The sequence below is a fragment of the Streptomyces sp. URMC 129 genome (genome assembly GCF_051386415.1).
In the GTDB taxonomy this organism is placed as follows: domain Bacteria; phylum Actinomycetota; class Actinomycetes; order Streptomycetales; family Streptomycetaceae; genus Streptomyces.
In genome coordinates, this window is sequence record NZ_JBPQTQ010000014.1 from 29,964 (window position 1) to 47,740 (window position 17,777).

At 71.1% G+C, this 17,777-nt stretch carries 16 protein-coding genes; all 16 read left to right on the forward strand.

The annotated features are described in order from the left end of the window. Positions 1-8 precede the first annotated feature (8 nt). The 16 genes from ACSNOC_RS04950 (at position 9) to ACSNOC_RS05025 (ending at position 17,771) form a co-directional block, all read left to right on the forward strand. On the forward strand, positions 9-1,031 hold the full coding sequence (locus tag ACSNOC_RS04950) for an ABC transporter ATP-binding protein (protein WP_436746017.1): 1,023 nt from the start codon (positions 9-11) through the stop codon (positions 1,029-1,031). Beyond that, positions 1,024-2,058, forward strand: a complete 1,035-nt coding sequence (locus tag ACSNOC_RS04955) for an ABC transporter ATP-binding protein (RefSeq protein ID WP_436745991.1) — start codon at positions 1,024-1,026, stop codon at positions 2,056-2,058. The genes ACSNOC_RS04950 and ACSNOC_RS04955 overlap by 8 nt, the downstream gene beginning before the upstream one ends. 181 nt (positions 2,059-2,239) lie before the next feature. Beyond that, a complete protein-coding gene (locus ACSNOC_RS04960) occupies positions 2,240-3,883 on the forward strand; it encodes a peptide ABC transporter substrate-binding protein (RefSeq protein ID WP_436745992.1) in 1,644 nt (547 codons plus the stop codon). 5 nt (positions 3,884-3,888) lie between these two features. Continuing rightward, positions 3,889-4,812 (forward strand): ABC transporter permease, encoded by a 924-nt coding sequence (locus ACSNOC_RS04965; RefSeq protein ID WP_436745993.1) that lies wholly within the window; start codon positions 3,889-3,891, stop codon positions 4,810-4,812. Continuing rightward, complete coding sequence (locus ACSNOC_RS04970; protein ID WP_436745994.1) at positions 4,805-5,752, forward strand: ABC transporter permease; 948 nt, start codon at positions 4,805-4,807, stop codon at positions 5,750-5,752. The genes ACSNOC_RS04965 and ACSNOC_RS04970 overlap by 8 nt, the downstream gene beginning before the upstream one ends. Positions 5,753-5,766: 14 nt before the next feature. Continuing rightward, on the forward strand, positions 5,767-6,747 hold the full coding sequence (locus ACSNOC_RS04975; protein ID WP_436745995.1) for an ABC transporter ATP-binding protein: 981 nt from the start codon (positions 5,767-5,769) through the stop codon (positions 6,745-6,747). Continuing rightward, a complete protein-coding gene (locus tag ACSNOC_RS04980; RefSeq protein WP_436745996.1) occupies positions 6,740-7,783 on the forward strand; it encodes an ABC transporter ATP-binding protein in 1,044 nt (347 codons plus the stop codon). Before ACSNOC_RS04975 ends, ACSNOC_RS04980 begins: the two co-directional genes overlap by 8 nt. 360 nt (positions 7,784-8,143) lie before the next feature. Further along, complete coding sequence (locus tag ACSNOC_RS04985) at positions 8,144-9,121, forward strand: ABC transporter permease (RefSeq protein ID WP_436745997.1); 978 nt, start codon at positions 8,144-8,146, stop codon at positions 9,119-9,121. Between the two features lie 53 nt (positions 9,122-9,174). Then, positions 9,175-10,977: an ABC transporter substrate-binding protein gene (locus ACSNOC_RS04990; protein WP_436745998.1), complete on the forward strand. Its 1,803-nt coding sequence runs from the start codon at positions 9,175-9,177 to the stop codon at positions 10,975-10,977. A gap of 93 nt (positions 10,978-11,070) precedes the next feature. Beyond that, positions 11,071-12,054 carry an ABC transporter permease gene (locus ACSNOC_RS04995; protein ID WP_436745999.1) on the forward strand — a complete coding sequence of 328 codons (984 nt, stop codon included), beginning with the start codon at positions 11,071-11,073 and terminating at the stop codon, positions 12,052-12,054. 11 nt (positions 12,055-12,065) lie between these two features. Next, positions 12,066-13,163 (forward strand): ABC transporter ATP-binding protein, encoded by a 1,098-nt coding sequence (locus ACSNOC_RS05000; protein ID WP_436746000.1) that lies wholly within the window; start codon positions 12,066-12,068, stop codon positions 13,161-13,163. Positions 13,164-13,198: 35 nt separating this feature from the next. Further along, on the forward strand, positions 13,199-14,212 hold the full coding sequence (locus tag ACSNOC_RS05005; RefSeq protein ID WP_436746018.1) for an ABC transporter ATP-binding protein: 1,014 nt from the start codon (positions 13,199-13,201) through the stop codon (positions 14,210-14,212). A gap of 164 nt (positions 14,213-14,376) precedes the next feature. Beyond that, the gene (locus ACSNOC_RS05010) at positions 14,377-14,571 is read left to right on the forward strand and encodes a hypothetical protein (protein ID WP_436746019.1); all 195 of its coding nucleotides are present in this window, start codon (positions 14,377-14,379) and stop codon (positions 14,569-14,571) included. A gap of 38 nt (positions 14,572-14,609) precedes the next feature. Continuing rightward, positions 14,610-15,485 (forward strand): N-acetyl-1-D-myo-inositol-2-amino-2-deoxy-alpha-D-glucopyranoside deacetylase, encoded by an 876-nt coding sequence (gene mshB, locus ACSNOC_RS05015; protein ID WP_436746001.1) that lies wholly within the window; start codon positions 14,610-14,612, stop codon positions 15,483-15,485. Next, the gene (locus tag ACSNOC_RS05020) at positions 15,482-15,859 is read left to right on the forward strand and encodes a DUF6113 family protein (RefSeq protein WP_436746002.1); all 378 of its coding nucleotides are present in this window, start codon (positions 15,482-15,484) and stop codon (positions 15,857-15,859) included. The genes mshB and ACSNOC_RS05020 overlap by 4 nt, the downstream gene beginning before the upstream one ends. Before the next feature lie 166 nt (positions 15,860-16,025). Beyond that, a complete protein-coding gene (locus tag ACSNOC_RS05025; RefSeq protein ID WP_436746003.1) occupies positions 16,026-17,771 on the forward strand; it encodes a hypothetical protein in 1,746 nt (581 codons plus the stop codon). Positions 17,772-17,777 lie beyond the last annotated feature (6 nt).

Sequence of the window (17,777 nt, forward strand, 5' to 3'; positions counted from 1 at the left end):
CGATCGAAATGACGAAGGCGGACGTGCCCGGCGTCCCGCTGCTCGAAGTCCGCGACCTCCACGTGGAGTTCCACACCCGCGACGGCGCCGCCAAGGCGGTCAACGGGGTCAGCTACACGGTGGACGCGGGCGAGACGCTGGCCGTGCTCGGCGAGTCCGGGTCCGGCAAGTCGGTGACCGCCCAGACCATCATGGGCATCCTCGACACCCCGCCCGGCCGCGTCACCGGCGGCCAGATCCTCTTCCGCGGCGAGGACATGCTGACGATGCCCGAGGAGCGGCGGCGGGGCATCCGCGGCGACAAGATAGCGATGATCTTCCAGGACGCGCTGTCGGCGCTCAACCCGGTGCTGTCCGTGGGCTATCAGCTCGGGGAGATGTTCCGCGTCCACCGCGGCATGTCCCGCAAGGACGCCAGGGCGAAGGCGATCGAGCTGATGGACCGGGTCCGCATCCCCGCGGCGAAGGAGCGGGTCGGTGACTATCCGCACCAGTTCTCCGGCGGCATGCGGCAGCGCATCATGATCGCGATGGCGCTCGCCCTGGAGCCGGACGTGATCATCGCGGACGAGCCGACGACGGCCCTGGACGTGACCGTGCAGGCCCAGGTGATGGACCTGCTGGCCGAGCTCCAGCGCGACTTCCGCATGGGCCTGATCCTGATCACCCACGACCTGGGCGTGGTCGCGGACGTCGCGGACAAGATCGCGGTGATGTACGCGGGCCGGATCGTGGAGAACGCGCCGGTGCACGAGCTGTACAAGCGGCCGGCGCACCCGTACACCAAGGGCCTGCTGGACTCCATCCCGCGCCTGGACCACAAGGGCAGGGAGCTGTACGCCATCAAGGGCCTGCCGCCCAGCCTCACGGCGCTCCCGGGCGGCTGCGCGTTCCACCCCCGCTGCTCGATGGCGCGCGACACGTGCCGTACCGAGGTGCCGCCGCTGGCGGACGTCGCGGAGCAGGACGGCACGCCGATCGGCGGCCGGTCCAGCGCCTGCCACTTCTGGAAGGAGACGATCCATGGCTGACCGGGGCGAGCCGATCCTCCAGGTCCGCAACCTCGTCAAGCACTTCCCGCTGACGCAGGGCATCCTGTTCAAGCGGCAGGTCGGCGCGGTCAAGGCCGTGGACGACGTCTCCTTCGACCTGTACCGGGGCGAGACCCTGGGCATCGTGGGGGAGTCGGGCTGCGGCAAGTCCACCGTGGCCAAGCTGCTGATGAACCTGGAGCGGCCGACGGCGGGGGAGATCCGCTACAAGGGCGAGGACATCGCCAAGCTGTCGGGCCGGGCCCTGAAGGCGGTGCGGCGGAACATCCAGATGGTGTTCCAGGACCCGTACACCTCGCTCAACCCCCGCATGACGGTGGGCGACATCATCGGGGAGCCGTTCGACATCCACCCGGAGGTGGCGCCCCGGGGCGACCGGCGCCGGAAGGTGCGGGAACTGCTGGACGTGGTCGGGCTCAACCCCGAGTACATCAACCGGTATCCGCACCAGTTCTCCGGCGGTCAGCGGCAGCGCATCGGCATCGCCCGCGGGCTGGCGCTCAACCCGGAGATCATCATCTGCGACGAGCCGGTCTCGGCGCTGGACGTCTCGGTGCAGGCGCAGGTCATCAACCTGATGGAGCGGCTGCAGAGCGAGTTCGAGCTGTCCTACCTGTTCATCGCGCACGACCTGTCCATCGTGCGGCACATCTCCGACCGGGTGGCCGTGATGTACCTGGGCAAGCTGGCGGAGGTGGGCACGGACGCGCAGATCTACGACCACCCCACCCACCCGTACACCCAGGCGCTGCTGTCCGCGGTGCCGCAGCCGGACCCGGCGGCGCGGGAGACCAGGGAGCGGATCATCCTCACCGGCGACGTGCCCTCCCCGGCCAACCCGCCGTCGGGCTGCCGCTTCCGTACCCGCTGCTGGAAGGCGCGGGAGAAGTGCGCGCGGGAGGTGCCGCTGCTGGCGGTGCCCGAGCGCTACCGGGACAGCGACGGCGGGGCCGGCCACCCGTCGGCCTGCCACTTCGCGGAGGAGAAGGACATCGTCCACGCGTAGGAAGCGTTCCGCGCCGTCCGCGGCCCCGGTGCCCTCGTGGCCCGGGGCCGCGGCGCGTCCGGCATTCGGGGGGTTTCGAGCAACACTCCGCAGGGTGAAAGGGAGGCTTGGCGGTCATCGGGTGACATCAGCGGTCTTATAGGTGGACGACGTGACTTTCCGTTGCCCAAGGAGGCCCTGCATGCGCGGAAGCACCCGGACCCGCCTGACCGGCGTCCTCGCCGGCGTCACGGCCCTCGCGCTGGCCGCCACCGGCTGCGGCGGGGGGAACGGCTCCGGGAGCGGCGCGGGCGGCTCCTTCGTCCGCGCGTCCTGGGGGGACCCGCAGCATCCGCTGGAGCCCGCGAACACCAACGAGGTGCAGGGCGGCAAGGTCCTGGACATGATCTTCCGCGGTCTCAAGCGCTACAACCCCGAGACCGGCGAGGCCGAGGACGCCATGGCCGAGTCGATCGAGACCGACGACCAGCGGACGTTCACCGTCACGATCAAGGACGGCTGGACGTTCAGCGACGGCACCCCGGTCACCGCGCAGTCCTACGTGGACGCGTGGAACTACGGCGCCCACATCGACAACGCGCAGATCGCCAGCTATTTCTTCCAGTTCATCGAGGGCTACGACGAGGTCCACCCGGCCGACGAGGACGCCGAGGCCACCGCCGACAGACTCAGCGGCCTGGAGGTGATCGACGACCACACCTTCACCGTCCGGCTCACCGAGCCGTTCTCCCTGTGGCCGGAGACCCTGGGCTACGCCGCCTACGCGCCGCTGCCGCGGGCGTTCTTCGACGACCACGACGCCTGGCTGGCGAAGCCCATCGGCAACGGCCCGTACACGATCGAGTCCTACCAGCCGAGCCAGAGCATGCGGCTGGTCCGCAACGACGCGTACGCCGGGGACGACAAGGCCAAGAACGACGGCGTCGAACTGCGCGTCTACACCGACAACAACACCGCCTACACCGACCTCCAGGCCGGCAACCTCGACCTCATCGACGACGTGCCCGCCTCGCAGCTCGCCAACGCCGAGGCCGACCTCGGGGACCGCTACATCAACCAGCCGGCCGGCATCATCCAGACCCTCTCCTTCCCCCTGTACGACAAGGCGTGGAAGGGCGAGGACGGCGCCCGCCTGCGCCGCGGCCTGTCCATGGCGATCAACCGGGAGGAGATCACCTCCCGGATCTTCCACGACACCCGCACCCCCGCCAGCGACTTCACCTCCCCGGTGCTCGGCGAGGCCGGCGGGTACCGGGAGGGGCTGTGCGGCGAGGTCTGCGACTACGACCCCGAGGCCGCCCGCGAGCTGATCGAGGAGGCGGGCGGCCTGCCCGGCGGCAAGGTCACCCTCACCTCCAACGTGGACACCGGCTCCCACCGGCAGTGGATGGACGCGGTCTGCAACAGCATCAACAACGCGCTGGACGACACCGGCGCCTGCACCGTCAACCCGGTGCCCACCTTCGCCGACTTCCGCAACCGGATCACCGGCCACGAGATGACCGGCATGTTCCGCACCGGCTGGCAGATGGACTACCCGCTCATCCAGAACTTCCTCCAGCCGCTGTACTACACCGACGCCTCCTCCAACGACTCCGGCTACAGCAGCGAGGAGTTCGACCGCCTGATCGACGAGGCCAACTCCGCGGGCGAGGAGGACGAGGCGATCGAGAAGTTCCAGCAGGCCGAGGAGGTCCTGGCCGAGGACCTGCCCGCCATCCCGCTGTGGTACCAGAACGGCACCGCCGGCTACTCCGAGCGCCTCGGCGGCGTCAGACTCAACCCCTTCTCCGTGCCCGTCTTCACCGACATCACGGTGGACTGACCGTTATGGGGCGCTACGTCATCCGACGCCTGCTCCAGATGATCCCGGTCTTCGCCGGCGCCACCTTCCTGATCTTCGTCATGGTGTACGCGCTCGGCGACCCGGTCTCCGCCCTCTTCGGCGACCGCGGCCCCGACCCGGCCACCGCCAAGGCGCTGCGCGAGGAGTTCAACCTCGACAAGCCCGTGTGGCAGCAGTACCTGCTCTACATGGGCAAGATCTTCACCGGCGACTTCGGCACCGCCTTCAACGGGGAGCCGGTGACCGACCTGATGGACCGGTCGTTCCCGATCAGCTTCCGGCTGATGGTGATCGCGCTCGTGTTCGAGATGCTCATCGGCATCACCCTCGGCGTCATCACCGGCCTGCGGCGCGGCCGTTCGCTGGACACGTCGGTCCTCGTCCTCACCCTCGCGGTCATCGCCGTCCCCACCTTCGTGCTCGGCACCACCGCGCAGTACTTCCTCGGTGTCGAGTTCGGCTGGATCGACCCGGCCGTCAGCCCCGACGCGCGCCTCGGCGAGCTGCTCGTGCCCGGCCTCATCCTCTCCCTGGTCTCCCTCGCCTACGTCACCCGCCTGACCAGGACGTCCGTCGCCGAGAACACCAGGGCTGACTACATCCGCACCGCCGTCGCCAAGGGGCTGCCGCGCCGCCGGGTGACCGTCCGCCACCTGCTGCGCAACTCGCTGATCCCGGTGGTCACCTACCTCGGCGCCGACGTCGGCACGCTGATGGCCGGGGCCATCGTCACCGAGCGGATCTTCAACATCCAGGGCGTCGGCTACCAGCTCTACCAGGGCATCCTGCGGCAGAACGCGCCCACCGTCGTCGGCTTCGTCGTCGTCCTGGTGCTGATCTTCCTGCTCGCCAACCTGCTCGTGGACCTGCTGTACGCCGTGCTCGACCCGAGGATCCGCTATGCCTGACCAGGAGCAGTCCTCCCAGCCCCTCGCGGCGCAGGAGAAGGCCGCCGCCGGGGCGCTGTCCGCCGGTTCCGCGACGCCCGTTCCCGGCGCGGCCCGCGGCCTGTGGCGCGACGCCTGGCACGACCTGCGGCGCAACCCGGTCTTCGTGGTCTCGGCGCTGATGATCGTCTTCCTCGTCCTGATCGCGCTCTGGCCGGGCCTCATCGCCGGCCAGGACCCGCAGCGCTGCGAACTGGGCCGCTCGCTCCAGGGACCCACCTCCGGGCACTGGTTCGGCTTCGACACCCAGGGCTGCGACGTCTACACGCGCACCGTCCACGGCGCGCGCGCCTCCATCGCGGTCGGCGTCTGCGCCACGCTGGGCGTCGCGGTGCTCGGGGCGGTGGTCGGCGGCCTGGCGGGGTTCTTCGGCGGCTTCTGGGACACCCTGCTCTCCCGCCTCACGGACGTCTTCTTCGGCATCCCGATGGTGCTGGGTGCCATCGTCTTCCTGAGCATGATCACGCTGTCCGGGATCTGGCCGGTGGTGCTGGTCATCGCCGCGCTCGGCTGGCCGCAGATCGCCCGCATCGCCCGGGGCGCCGTCATCACCGCCGCCCGCAACGACTACGTGCAGGCCGCCCGCGCGCTCGGCGCGGGCAACACCCGGATGCTGCTGCGGCACATCGCGCCCAACGCCGTCGCGCCGGTCATCGTGATGGCGACGATCATGCTGGGCACGTTCATCGCGCTGGAGGCCACCCTCAGCTACCTCGGCGTCGGCCTGCGACCGCCCACGGTCTCCTGGGGCGTGGACATCTCGGCGGCCTCGGACGGCATGCAGTTCCGCAACGCGCCGCACATCCTGCTCTATCCGGCCGCCGCGCTCAGCGTCACCGTGCTGGCCTTCATCATGCTCGGCGACGCGGTCCGGGACGCGCTCGACCCCAAGCTCCGCTGACGGAAGGGAAACCGATGCTGCTCGACGTGCGCGACCTGCGCGTGGAGTTCCGCACCAGGGACGGGGTGGTGGGCGCCGTCAACGGGGTCAGCTACGCGGTGGACGCGGGCGAGACGCTGGCCGTGCTGGGCGAGTCCGGGTCCGGCAAGTCGGTGACGGCGCAGGCCGTGATGGGCATCCTCGACTCGCCGCCCGGCCGCGTCACCGGCGGCGAGATCCGCTTCAAGGACCGGGACCTGCTGACGCTGGACCGGGAGGAACGGCGGCGGATCCGGGGCGAGAAGATGGCGATGATCTTCCAGGACGCGCTGTCGGCGCTCAACCCGGTGCTGTCGGTGGGCTATCAGCTCGGGGAGATGTTCCGCGTCCACCGCGGCATGTCCCGCAAGGACGCCAGGGCGAAGGCGATCGAGCTGATGGAGCGGGTCCGCATCCCGGCGGCGCGGGAGCGGGTCGACGACTTCCCGCACCAGTTCTCCGGCGGCATGCGGCAGCGCATCATGATCGCGATGGCGCTCGCCCTCGAACCCGAGCTGATCATCGCGGACGAGCCGACGACCGCGCTGGACGTCACGGTGCAGGCCCAGGTGATGGACCTGCTGGCCGAGTTGCAGCGCGAGTACCGGATGGGGCTCATCCTCATCACCCACGACCTGGGCGTGGTCGCGGACGTGGCCGACCGGATCGCGGTGATGTACGCGGGCCGGATCGTGGAGCACGCCCCGGTGCGCGGCCTCTACGCGCGGCCGGCCCATCCGTACACCCGGGGTCTGCTGGACTCCATCCCGCGCCTGGACCAGAAGGGCAAGGAACTGCTGGCGATCAAGGGGATGCCCCCCAACCTGCTGCACGTCCCGGCCGGCTGCCCGTTCCACCCCCGCTGCCCGCGGGCGCGGGACGTGTGCCGGCACGACCCGCCCCCGCCGCTGTACGAGGAGGTCGGCCCCGGCCGGTCGAGCGCCTGTCACTTCTGGAAGGAGACGATCGGTGAGTGACCGTCCGCGCCACGAGGCGATCCTGGACGTGCGTGGCCTGGTCAAGCACTTCCCGCTGACCCAGGGTGTCCTGTTCCGGCGGCAGGTGGGGGCGGTGCGGGCGGTCGACGGCGTCTCGTTCGACCTGCGCCCGGGGGAGACGCTCGGGATCGTGGGGGAGTCGGGGTGCGGCAAGTCGACGGTCGCCAGGCTGCTGATGAGTCTGGAGCGGCCGACGGCGGGGGAGATCCGCTACAAGGGCGAGGACATCAGCAAGCTGTCGGGGCGGGCGCTGAAGGCGGTGCGGCGGAATATCCAGATGGTGTTCCAGGATCCCTATACGTCCCTGAATCCGCGGATGACGGTCGGGGACATCGTGGGCGAGCCGTTCGAGATCCATCCCGAGGCGGCGCCGAAGGGCGACCGGCGCCGCAGGGTGCGGGAACTGCTGGACGTGGTCGGGCTGAATCCAGAGTACGTCAACCGGTATCCGCACCAGTTCTCCGGCGGTCAGCGGCAGCGCATCGGCATCGCCCGCGGGCTGGCGCTCAACCCGGAGATCATCGTGGCCGACGAGCCGGTCTCGGCGCTGGACGTCTCGGTGCAGGCCCAGGTGATCAACCTCATGGAGCGATTGCAGAACGAGTTCGGCCTGTCCTACATGTTTATTGCCCATGATTTGTCGATTGTGCGGCACATTTCCGATCGAGTCGGTGTGATGTATCTGGGGAAGATCGTGGAGACCGGGACCGATCGCGAGATCTACGACCACCCCACGCATCCGTACACGCAGGCGCTGCTGTCGGCCGTCCCGGTGCCGGACCCCGCGCTGAGCCACCGCAGGGAGCGCATCATTCTGGCCGGGGATGTGCCGTCCCCGGCCAATCCGCCGTCGGGCTGCCGTTTCCGGACCCGGTGCTGGAAAGCGCGGCCCCTGTGCGCGGAGGTGGAGCCGCCGCTGGCGGTGCCGGCCGGGTTCGAGCGGGCGGCCGGGCCCGTCGCCCATCCCTCCGCCTGCCACTTCGCGGCGGAGAAACCGCGGGTGACCTCGGTCTGAGCGGCGCGGCGGCCCGGGAGACGCACCGGGGCGACGCGGACCCAATGGCCGCGCCGCCCCGGTCTACGGCACCCGCACGGCCGTACCGCCTCAGTCTGGGCCGTTCGCATCACCATGTAGGGTCTTGCATGTTGCCGCCTTGTTAACAGGCGGGTCCTCTCTTATCGCTACATTTCCCGATGGCCTGAGACCGCGTCAAGCACGATCGGGTGTCAATCCGCATAACCTTGACTCACTTATTGACCGTCATAGGTTTATACCACCGCTATCTCTTGACGAGAATCCGTGTGCCTTGCCACAGTCGCGATCTACTCGCATCACACGGCATGTCCACACAGGCGCAGGAGAATCGGGGGAGACGTGACAGCCACCGAAACCCGGGCGGTCGAAGCGGGACTGGTCGGCCGCTCGCCGGGGCAGCTCATGTGGCGGCGCTTCCGCCGTGACCGTGTCGGTGTCATATCCGCCTGCGTGGTGCTGTTCTTCTTCGCCGTCGGCCTGTGCGCGCCGCTCATCGCGAAGCTCTACGGCAAGGACCCCTACACCCGCTACGGGCAGATCGAGAGCGGCCTCCTCAACGAGTTCGGCTATCCGGTCAAGCCGAACGGGGGCATGGACGGCGAATTCTGGTTCGGCCTCGAACCGTTCCTCGGCCGGGACGTCTTCACGCAGCTCCTCTACGGAATCCGCACCTCCCTGATGATCGCCCTGGCGGTCACCGTCCTGGCCACGCTGACCGCCATCGTGCTCGGCATCACGGCCGGATATCTGGGCGGGCGCTGGGACTTCCTCATCAGCCGCTTCATCGACCTGCTGATGGCCTTCCCCCAGCAGCTCTTCTTCGTCGCGTTCCTGCCCATCGTCGCCACGCTGTTCGTCGACCCCCGCGAGGAGACCCCCACCTGGGTGCGGGTGGTCTCGATCATCGCGGTGCTCTGGGTGCTGGGCTGGATGACGCTGGGCCGCATCCTGCGCGGCGCCACACTCGCCCTGCGGGAGCGGGAGTTCGTGGAGGCGGCCAAGGTGAGCGGGGCCTCGCCCTGGCGCATCGTCCGCAAGGAGCTGCTGCCCAACGTGGTCTCGCCGATCCTGGTCCAGGCCACCTACATGCTGCCGAACTTCGTCACCACCGCGGCGGCCCTGTCCTTCCTCGGCGTCGGCCTGGTCGAACCGACCCCCGACTGGGGCCGGATGTTCGCCATCGGCGCGGAGGTCTACGAAGCCGACATCACCTACATGTTCTTCCCCGGAGTCTCGATGGTGATCTTCGTGGTCGCCTTCAACCTCCTCGGGGACTCGGTCCGCGACGCCTTCGACCCGAAGTCCGGCCGGCGCTGACAGCTCTGACACCTCCGACACCCGACAACGAATGGGCAGGTGTTCCGAAGACCATGACCACGAGATCACTGCGGACAGGGCGCGCCACGGGCGTCTCGCTCGCGCTCGCGGGGGCGCTGATCCTCAGCGCCTGCAGCAGCGGCGGCGGCGGAGGGGGCGACGGCGGCGGGGAGGACACCGGGCCCGGGACGCTGGGGGCCATAGCCTTCGGTGACGCCGAGGCGTCCACGGGCCCCGCCGAGGAGGTGCCCGGCGCGCAGCCCGGCGGCACCATCCACGTCCTCCAGGAGACCGGCCCCAACCACCTGGACCCGGCCCAGATCTACGTCTCCGACGAGTCCAACGTCGCCAAGCTCTTCCACCGTGGCCTCACCACCGTCCGGCTGGACAACGAGGGCACCTACACGGTCGTCGGGGACCTGGCCACCGACTCCGGCCAGGTGTCCGACGGCGGCCGGACCTGGACGTACACGCTGAAGGACGACATCTACTTCAACGACGGCTCCGAGATCACCTCCGCCGACGTCCGGCACACCTTCGAGCGGCAGTTCGCGGAGTTCATCACGCAGGGCCCGACGTTCGTCCAGCAGTGGCTGGCGGGCACCGGCGGCGCCGACTACCGGGAACTGCTGCCCGAGGGGCCGTACGAGGGCGACCACCTGCCCGACACCGTGCTGGAGACCCCGGACGAGGACACCATCGTCTTCCACTTCGAGGAACCGCAGGCCGACCTGCCGTACGCGCTGTCGATGATCGGCTACGCGGTCGTCTCCGAGGAGGGCGACACCCGCGAGCAGTACGACCAGGAGCCGCTGACCAGCGGCCCGTACCAGATCGCCGAGCACCGGCCCGGCCGTTCCATGACGCTGACCCGGAACGAGTACTGGGAGCCGGAGACCGACCCGGCCCGCACCGCCTACCCGGACCGGTACGAGCTGACCTTCGGCCACACCACGGACGACTCCACCCGGCGCCTGATGGCCGACAACGGCGACGACCGGTACGCCATCACCTTCAACAACGGCGTCGACCCCGGCAACGCGCCCGAGGTCTCCGCCAACCCCGAGTACCAGGACCGGCTCGTGCAGGGCTACCAGCCCTACGTCGCCACCCTCGCCATCAACACCGAGCGGGTGACCGACAAGCGCGTCCGCGAGGCCATCGCCCTCGCCGTGCCGCTCAACGGCGTCCTCAACGCCTACGGCGGCACCTTCGGCGGCGAGTACGCCGGCGGCTACATCAGCCCGCTGCTCCCCGGCTACGAGGAGGGCTACGACCCGTACGGCAAGCTGGCCACGCCGCAGGGCGACCCCGAGGCGGCCCGGGCGCTGCTGGAGGAGGCCGGCGCGGTCGGCTACGAGCTGAACTACGTCCACCACACCGCGACCGAGGACTCCCGCGCCGCCGTCGCCATCGCCGACGCCCTGGAGCAGGCCGGTTTCGAGGTCAACGAGACCCAGGTCCCGCAGGAGACGTACTACGACACGATCAGCGTCGTCGACAACGGCTACGACATCTACCGCAGCAACTGGGGCCACGACTGGCTGTCCAGCTCCACGGTGATCCCGCCGCTGTTCGACGGCCGCCAGATCCAGGACGGCGCCAGCAACTACAGCCACTTCGACAGCGAGGAGGTGAACGCGGAGATCGACCGCATCCGCGGCATCACCGACCCCGCCGAGGCGGCCACCGCGTGGTTCGAGCTGAACAAGACGATCCTGGAGGAGCACCTCCCGGCCGTCCCGCTCTACTACTACAAGCAGAACATCCTGCACGGCTCGCTCGTCGGCGGCGCGGTCTTCAACGACGACCTCGGCACCGTCGACATGAACCGGCTCTTCGTCATCCAGGAATAGCGCCGCCGCCCGGAAAGACAGCCAGCGGGTGCCCGCCCCCGGGCGGGCACCCGCGCCCCGACTCCGGCCGACTCACCCGAAGGCTGCCACGCGATGCTCCGATTCCTCCTCCGGCGATCACTGGGCGCCGTCGCCATCCTGCTGATCATCAGCGCCGTCACGTTCTTCCTCTTCTACGCGATCCCGCGCAATCCCGCCCTGCTCGCCTGCGGAAAGAGCTGCACTCCCGAGCAACTGGCCATCGTGGAGCGGAATCTGGGCATCGACGACCCCGTCCCCGTCCAGTACTGGGACTACATGACCGGCATCTTCGCCGGCCGCGAGTTCCCCGCCGGCGACTGCCCGGCCCCCTGCCTGGGCTACTCGTTCACCAACAGCACGCCCGTCCTGGACACCATCCTGGACCGGCTGCCGACCACCGTCTCGCTCGCGGCCGGCGGCGCCGTCGTCTTCCTCACCGTCGGCCTGTCGCTGGGCATGCTGGCCGCCTGGCGCCGCGGCACGCTGCTGGACAAGACGATGAGCTCCACCTCGCTGGTCCTCAGCTCTGCCCAGATCTACTTCATCGGCCCGCTCGCCCTCGCCCTCTTCGTGCACGGCGACGGCTTCCAGCTCTTCGAGCAGCCCGAGTACGTGCCGATCACCGAGGACCCGGGCGGCTGGTTCGCCGGGCTGCTGCTGCCCTGGCTGGTCCTGGCCACGATCTTCACCGCCAACTACACGCGCATGGCCCGCGCCGAACTCATCGAGCAGCTCCAGGAGGACCACGTGCGCACCGCGCGGGCCAAGGGCATGTCCCGGTCCACCGTCTTCTTCCGCCACGCCTGGCGCGGCTCGCTGATCCCGATCGTCACCATCTTCGGCATCGACCTCGGCTCGCTCTTCGGCGGCGCCATGGTCACCGAGGTCACCTTCACGCTCCCCGGCCTCGGCAGGCTCGCGGTCGACTCCGTGACCGAGTCGAACCTGCCCATGCTCATGGGCGTGATGCTCTTCGCCGCGCTGATGATCGTCCTGTTCAACATCCTCGTCGACGCCTGCTACGCGCTGATCGACCCGCGCGTGCGGCTGGCCTAGGAGCGACCCACGTGACCACCACCAGCCCGGCCCCGGGCGGCGGGACGGCGAAGGACGGCACGCCGTTCCTGTCCGTGCGGGACCTGAGGGTCCATTTCTCCACCGAGGACGGCGTCGTGAAGGCCGTCGACGGGCTGTCCTTCGACGTCCCCAGGGGCCGCACCCTCGGCATCGTCGGCGAGTCCGGCTCCGGCAAGTCCGTGGCCACCCAGGCCGTCCTGGGCCTGCACGACCCCGCCCGCACCGCCGTCTCCGGCACGATCGACCTCGACGGCCAGGAGCTGATCACCGCCACCGAGCGGCAGCTGGAGCGGCTGCGCGGCAACAAGGTGGCGATGATCTTCCAGGACCCGCTCACCGCGCTCTCGCCGTACCACACGATCGGTCACCAGATCGGGGAGCCGTTCCGCAAGCACCGGGGCGCCTCCCGCCGCGAGGCGCGGGAGCGGGCCGTCGAGATGCTCGGCAGGGTCGGCATCCCCCGGCCCCGCCTGCGCGTGGACGACTACCCGCACCAGTTCTCCGGCGGCATGCGGCAGCGCGCGATGATCGCCATGGCCCTGGTCTGCGACCCGGACCTGCTGATCGCGGACGAGCCGACCACCGCCCTCGACGTCACCGTACAGGCCCAGATCCTGGACCTGCTCAAGGACCTCCAGCGGGAGTTCGGCTCCGCGATCATCATGATCACCCACGACCTCGGCGTGGTGGCCAACGTCTCCGACGACGTCGTCGTGATGTACGCGGGCCGCGCCGTCGAACGCGGCACCGTCCGGGAGGTGCTGCGGAGCCCGCAACACCCTTACACCTGGGGCCTGCTCAGCTCCATGCCCCGGCTGCACGGCGACGTCGGCCAGGACCTGGTGCCCATCGCCGGCACCCCGCCCAGCCTGCTCCACCCGCCGCCGGGCTGCCCGTTCGAGCCGCGCTGCGCGTTCCGCGACGCGGTGACCGGCGACCTGGCCTGCTCGGCCGACCGCCCGGCGCCGCCCGGGACGCGCGGCGCGGCCTGCCACCTCACCGCGGAGCAGAAGCGGACTTTCTTCATCGAGCGGATCCGGCCCCGGCTCGGCGGGGGCGGCCCGGGAACGACGACGGAGGCGACGTGACCAGTGCGGGCACGAGCGAGGACCGGACGCCCCTGATGACCGTGGCGGGGCTGACCAAGCACTTCCCGGTCCGGGGCGGCTTCCCCGTCAAACGGACCGTCGGCGCCGTGCAGGCCGTGGACGGGCTCGACTTCACGGTGCACGCCGGCGAGAGCTTCGGCCTGGTGGGGGAGTCGGGCTGCGGGAAGTCCACCACCGGGCGGCTGCTGGCCCGGCTGCTGGAACCGACCGCCGGCACCATCACCTACCGGGGCCGGGACATCACCCACGCGACGCGGCGCCAGCTGGCGCCCGTCCGCCCCGAGATCCAGATGATCTTCCAGGACCCCTACTCGTCGCTGAACCCGCGCCAGACCGTGGGCACGATCATCGGCGGCCCGCTGGAGATCAACGGCATCGACCCGCCCGGCGGCCGGGAGAAGCGGGTCAGGGAGCTGCTGGAGACCGTCGGCCTCAACCCCGAGCACTACAACCGCTTCCCGCACGAGTTCTCCGGCGGCCAGCGCCAGCGGATCGGGGTGGCCAGGGCGCTGGCCCTGGAGCCGAAGCTGATCATCGCGGACGAGCCGGTGTCGGCGCTGGACGTCTCGATCCAGGCCCAGGTCGTCAACCTGCTCCAGCGGGTGCGGCGGGAGCGGGGCATCGCGTTCCTCTTCATCGCCCACGACCTGGCCGTCGTCCGGCACTTCTCCCAGCGGATCGCCGTCATGTACCTGGGCAAGATCGTGGAGGTGGGCGACCGGACCGCGATCTACGAGCGGCCCCGCCACCCGTACACGCACGCGCTGCTCTCCGCCGTCCCCGAGGTCACGGAGGCGGTGCGGGCGTCGGAGGCGCCGGCCGGGCCGCGGCGGGAACGGATCAGGCTCCGGGGGGACGTGCCCTCGCCCACCGACCCGCCCTCGGGCTGCCGGTTCCGCACCCGCTGCTGGAAGGCGGAAGAGAAATGCGCCACACAGGAGCCCCCGCTGGCCCGGGTCGCGGGGAACGCCGAAGGACACCTCACGGCCTGCCATTTCCCCGAGAAAGGGACCACACTTGCCCGCTGACCCGGCCGAACTCCCCCCGTGTGCGCCCCCGTTCTGCACCCGTGCACCGAGCGGTGCGTACCCTGCCCCTCGTTATGATCCATGACGCAACGTGGGTATGACTCTCCCGAGAAGGGAAGGGTCTCCTCGGCCTGCCCGGAACCGGGCACGACTCCATGGAGGTGATCTCGGTGTCCGTTTCCGCGAGTCTGCTGCTGTTGGTCATTACCGTGCTGCTGGTCAGGAAGGCCGGGCTGAAGGTGATGCACGCGATCGTGTGCGTGCTGCTGGGCTTCTACCTGGCGGGTTCCAACATGGCCCCCACGATCGACGGCTTCTCCAACGGCGTCGCGGACATGATCAACTCGCTGAGCTTCTGACCGGCGATGGCGTGCGGCGGGCCACGTAAGCTCGCCGCATGACAACCGGCCAGGCGCGTGTGCTGCTGGTGCACGCGCATCCCGACGACGAGTCGATCACCAACGGCGTGACCATGGCCGCCTGCGTCGCCGCCGGCGCCCGGGTCACGCTGGTCACCTGCACGCTCGGCGAGGAGGGCGAGGTCATCCCGGCCGCCCTGGCGCACCTGGCCGCCGACCGGGACGACGCGCTCGGCCCGTTCCGCGCGGGCGAGCTGGCCGCCGCCATGCGGGCGCTGGGCGTCACCGACCACCGGTTCCTCGGCGGCGCGGGCCGCTGGCGCGACTCCGGGATGATGGGCGTGCCGCAGAACGACCGGCCGACCGCCTTCTGGCGCGCCGACCTCGACGAGGCGGGCGCCGCGCTGGCCGAGGTGATCGCCGAGGTCCGGCCGCGGGTGCTCATCACCTATGACCCGCACGGGGGTTACGGTCACCCCGACCACATCCAGGCGCACCGGGTCGCCCTGCGCGGCGCCGAACTCGCCGCCCCCCGGCACCGGATCGACCGGCTCCTGTGGAACTGCGCGCCCCGCTCGGCGGTCGACGCGCGCCTGGCGGAGCTGCGGGCCGCGGGTCCCGGCCGGTTCCGCGGCGTCGCCGACGCCTCGGACGTGCCGGGCGTCGTCGCGGACGAGGAGGTCGCCCTCGCGGTCACCGGCACCTCCGGGCAGGTGGCCGCCAAGGCCGCCGCGATGGCGGCGCACGCCACCCAGATCGAGGTGGACGGCGCGGTGTTCGCGCTCTCCAACGGCCTGGCCCAGCCGCTGTGGGAGACCGAGTGGTACCGCCTGGCCGCCGGGACCCCGTTCCCGCCCGGCGCCCGCGATATCTTCGCGGGGCTGGACGGCGCGGAACGGGGAGGGGCGGCATGAGGATGGCGGCGTACGGCGGGCTCGGGGTGCTGGGGCTGCTGGTCGGGGTGGCCGGCTCCCTGGTGCAGGGCGGCTCGTTCCCGCTGGGGCTGGTGCTGGGACTCGCGGGCGCCGGGGGCCTGTTCTGGGGCGGCGCGCTGGCCCTGCGCTCGCGCATGGGCGCCGCGATCCCGGCGGGCGGCTGGGCGGTGGCGGTGCTGCTGCTGACGATCACGCGGCCGGAGGGCGACTTCGTCTTCGCGGCGGACGCGGGGAGTTACCTGTTCCTGCTCGGCGGGATGGCGATCGCGGTGGTCTGTGCCACGCTGGCCCCCAGCGAACGGCCGCTGTTCGCCGTTCCCGAGCCGCGTCCGCGGCCCGGGGCGCGCTCCTGACCCGTCTTTCGATGTGGCAATCCTGTGGGGGCGACGTGCGACTGCACGGTGCCCGATATCGTGGGGTCAGCCGTCCGGTTCCGACACGAGTCCCGGGCCGGCCGGTGAAGCCCAACCGGGAGACCCTGCCTTGAGTCGAGAAACAGACACTCCGCCCCCCGGTCCGTTGGGGTGGGGAGAGCCCCAGCGCGGCGCCGCGGACGGCGACGGCCGCGGCGCGGCCACCGGAGCCCCGCGCCCGGAGGAGAAGAAGACCGAGACGACGCTGACGACGCGCGCCCGGATCAACATCCCCGGGTCCCGGCCCATTCCGCCGATCGTGGTGCGGGAGACCGTCGAGGACCCGGCCGGGCGCGACGCCGTCTCGCCGCCACCGGCCCGCCCGGCGGCCCCGGTACCGGCCGCGGCCTCCGTGCCCGCCCCGGCGCCGGCCGCGGACCCGGCGGGGGGGCCGGGCAAGAAGACCAGCTCCTGGTTCGAGCCCAAGAAGCCGCCGGAGCCCAGGCCCGGCGGTCCGGACACCCCGGCGGGCGGTCATCCCGCGGTCGCCGAGACCCCGGCCGACGGCATCCCCGCCTCCTGGTTCCGGCAGCACCCCGAGACCCCGGCGGCCGGCACTCCGTACCCGGGCGGCATGCCGCCCGGTCCGGCGGGCCCGACCACCGGCCCGGCCACGGGCGCGATGCCGGTCGCGGTCCCGCCCGCGCAGCCGGTACGGCCGGTGCTCGACGAGGACCCGGCCGCCACCACCATGGACCTGGGCGGCCCCTTCCCGCCCGCGCCGCCGGCCGACGTCACCGCCACCGGCCCCACGGCCGTGGTCACCGACCCCCACGCCTCCGGCGCGACGCCGCGCGTCGCGGTCCCGCCCCCGGGCCCGCGCCCCCCGGCCGCGGCCGGACCGGCCCCCGAGCCGGAGCCCGCGCCCGCGGCGCCCAAGCGCAAGAACCGCGGCAGGCTGCTGCGCCCGCTGGTGACCGGCGTCGTCGGCGTCTCCGTGATTGCCTACGGCGCGGGGCTGTTCCTCAGCCCCGAGGACGTGCCGAAGGGCACCACGATCCTCGGCATCGACATCGGCGGCCTCGACGCCCAGGACGCGCTCAACCGCCTCGACGCCGAGCTGGAGAGGGCCAACAACACCGCCCTGACGCTGCTGATCGACGGCCAGGAGGTGGAGCTGAAGCCCAGCGTGGCCGGTCTCGCGGTCGACACCGAGGCCACGGTCCGCGCCTCCTCGGGCCAGGACTACAGCCCGGTCTCCGTGATCGGCTCCCTGTTCGGCGCGGAACGCACGCAGGAAGCGGTGTTCGCGGTGGACCGGGAGAAGCTGACCGTGGCGCTGGAGGACATCACCACCCAGGCGGGCTCCGGCGGACCGGTCGAGGGCACGGTCGTCTTCGAGAACGGCGAGGCGATCGGCAGGCCGGGCGAGCCGGGCACCGCCGTGGACGTGGAGGCCGCGGCGGACGTCGTGGAGGCGGCGTTCCGGGAGCGGGCCGCCACCGGGCGGAACCCGGCGATCGAACTGCCGGTCACCGCTCAGGAGCCCCGGGTGGGCGAGGCGCAGGTGCGGCAGGCGCTGGAGGAGTTCGGCGAGCCGGCGATGTCCGGCTGGGTCTGGCTCGTCGCGGCGGGCATCGAGCTGCCGATCAGCCCGGAGACCCTGGACGACTTCCTGAGCATGCGGCCGGGCGACACGGGCACCCTCCAGCCGGTCATCGACATGGAGGTGCTCGCCCAGACGTACGGCAGCACCTTCGACGGCGTGATGATCGACGCGGGCGCCGGCCCGGTGCCGATGGCCCCGGAGCACGCCGCCGCCGCCCTGATCCCGGCCCTGCGCGAGACCGCGACGACCGATCAGGGCGAGGGCAGGCGCGTCGCGGAGGTCGAGGGCGCGACGCTGGGCTGAATCCGT

Excerpts from the sequence above, each read along its gene's own strand:
- ACSNOC_RS04950 (WP_436746017.1), top strand. The coding sequence starts at position 9 with ATGACGAAGGCGGACGTGCCCGGCGTCCCGCTGCTCGAAGTCCGCGAC.
- ACSNOC_RS04955 (WP_436745991.1), top strand. The coding sequence starts at position 1,024 with ATGGCTGACCGGGGCGAGCCGATCCTCCAGGTCCGCAACCTCGTCAAG.
- ACSNOC_RS04960 (WP_436745992.1), top strand. The coding sequence starts at position 2,240 with ATGCGCGGAAGCACCCGGACCCGCCTGACCGGCGTCCTCGCCGGCGTC.
- ACSNOC_RS04965 (WP_436745993.1), top strand. The coding sequence starts at position 3,889 with ATGGGGCGCTACGTCATCCGACGCCTGCTCCAGATGATCCCGGTCTTC.
- ACSNOC_RS04970 (WP_436745994.1), top strand. The coding sequence starts at position 4,805 with ATGCCTGACCAGGAGCAGTCCTCCCAGCCCCTCGCGGCGCAGGAGAAG.
- ACSNOC_RS04975 (WP_436745995.1), top strand. The coding sequence starts at position 5,767 with ATGCTGCTCGACGTGCGCGACCTGCGCGTGGAGTTCCGCACCAGGGAC.
- ACSNOC_RS04990 (WP_436745998.1), top strand. The coding sequence starts at position 9,175 with ATGACCACGAGATCACTGCGGACAGGGCGCGCCACGGGCGTCTCGCTC.
- ACSNOC_RS04995 (WP_436745999.1), top strand. The coding sequence starts at position 11,071 with ATGCTCCGATTCCTCCTCCGGCGATCACTGGGCGCCGTCGCCATCCTG.
- ACSNOC_RS05005 (WP_436746018.1), top strand. The coding sequence starts at position 13,199 with ATGACCGTGGCGGGGCTGACCAAGCACTTCCCGGTCCGGGGCGGCTTC.
- mshB (WP_436746001.1), top strand. The coding sequence starts at position 14,610 with ATGACAACCGGCCAGGCGCGTGTGCTGCTGGTGCACGCGCATCCCGAC.
- ACSNOC_RS05020 (WP_436746002.1), top strand. The coding sequence starts at position 15,482 with ATGAGGATGGCGGCGTACGGCGGGCTCGGGGTGCTGGGGCTGCTGGTC.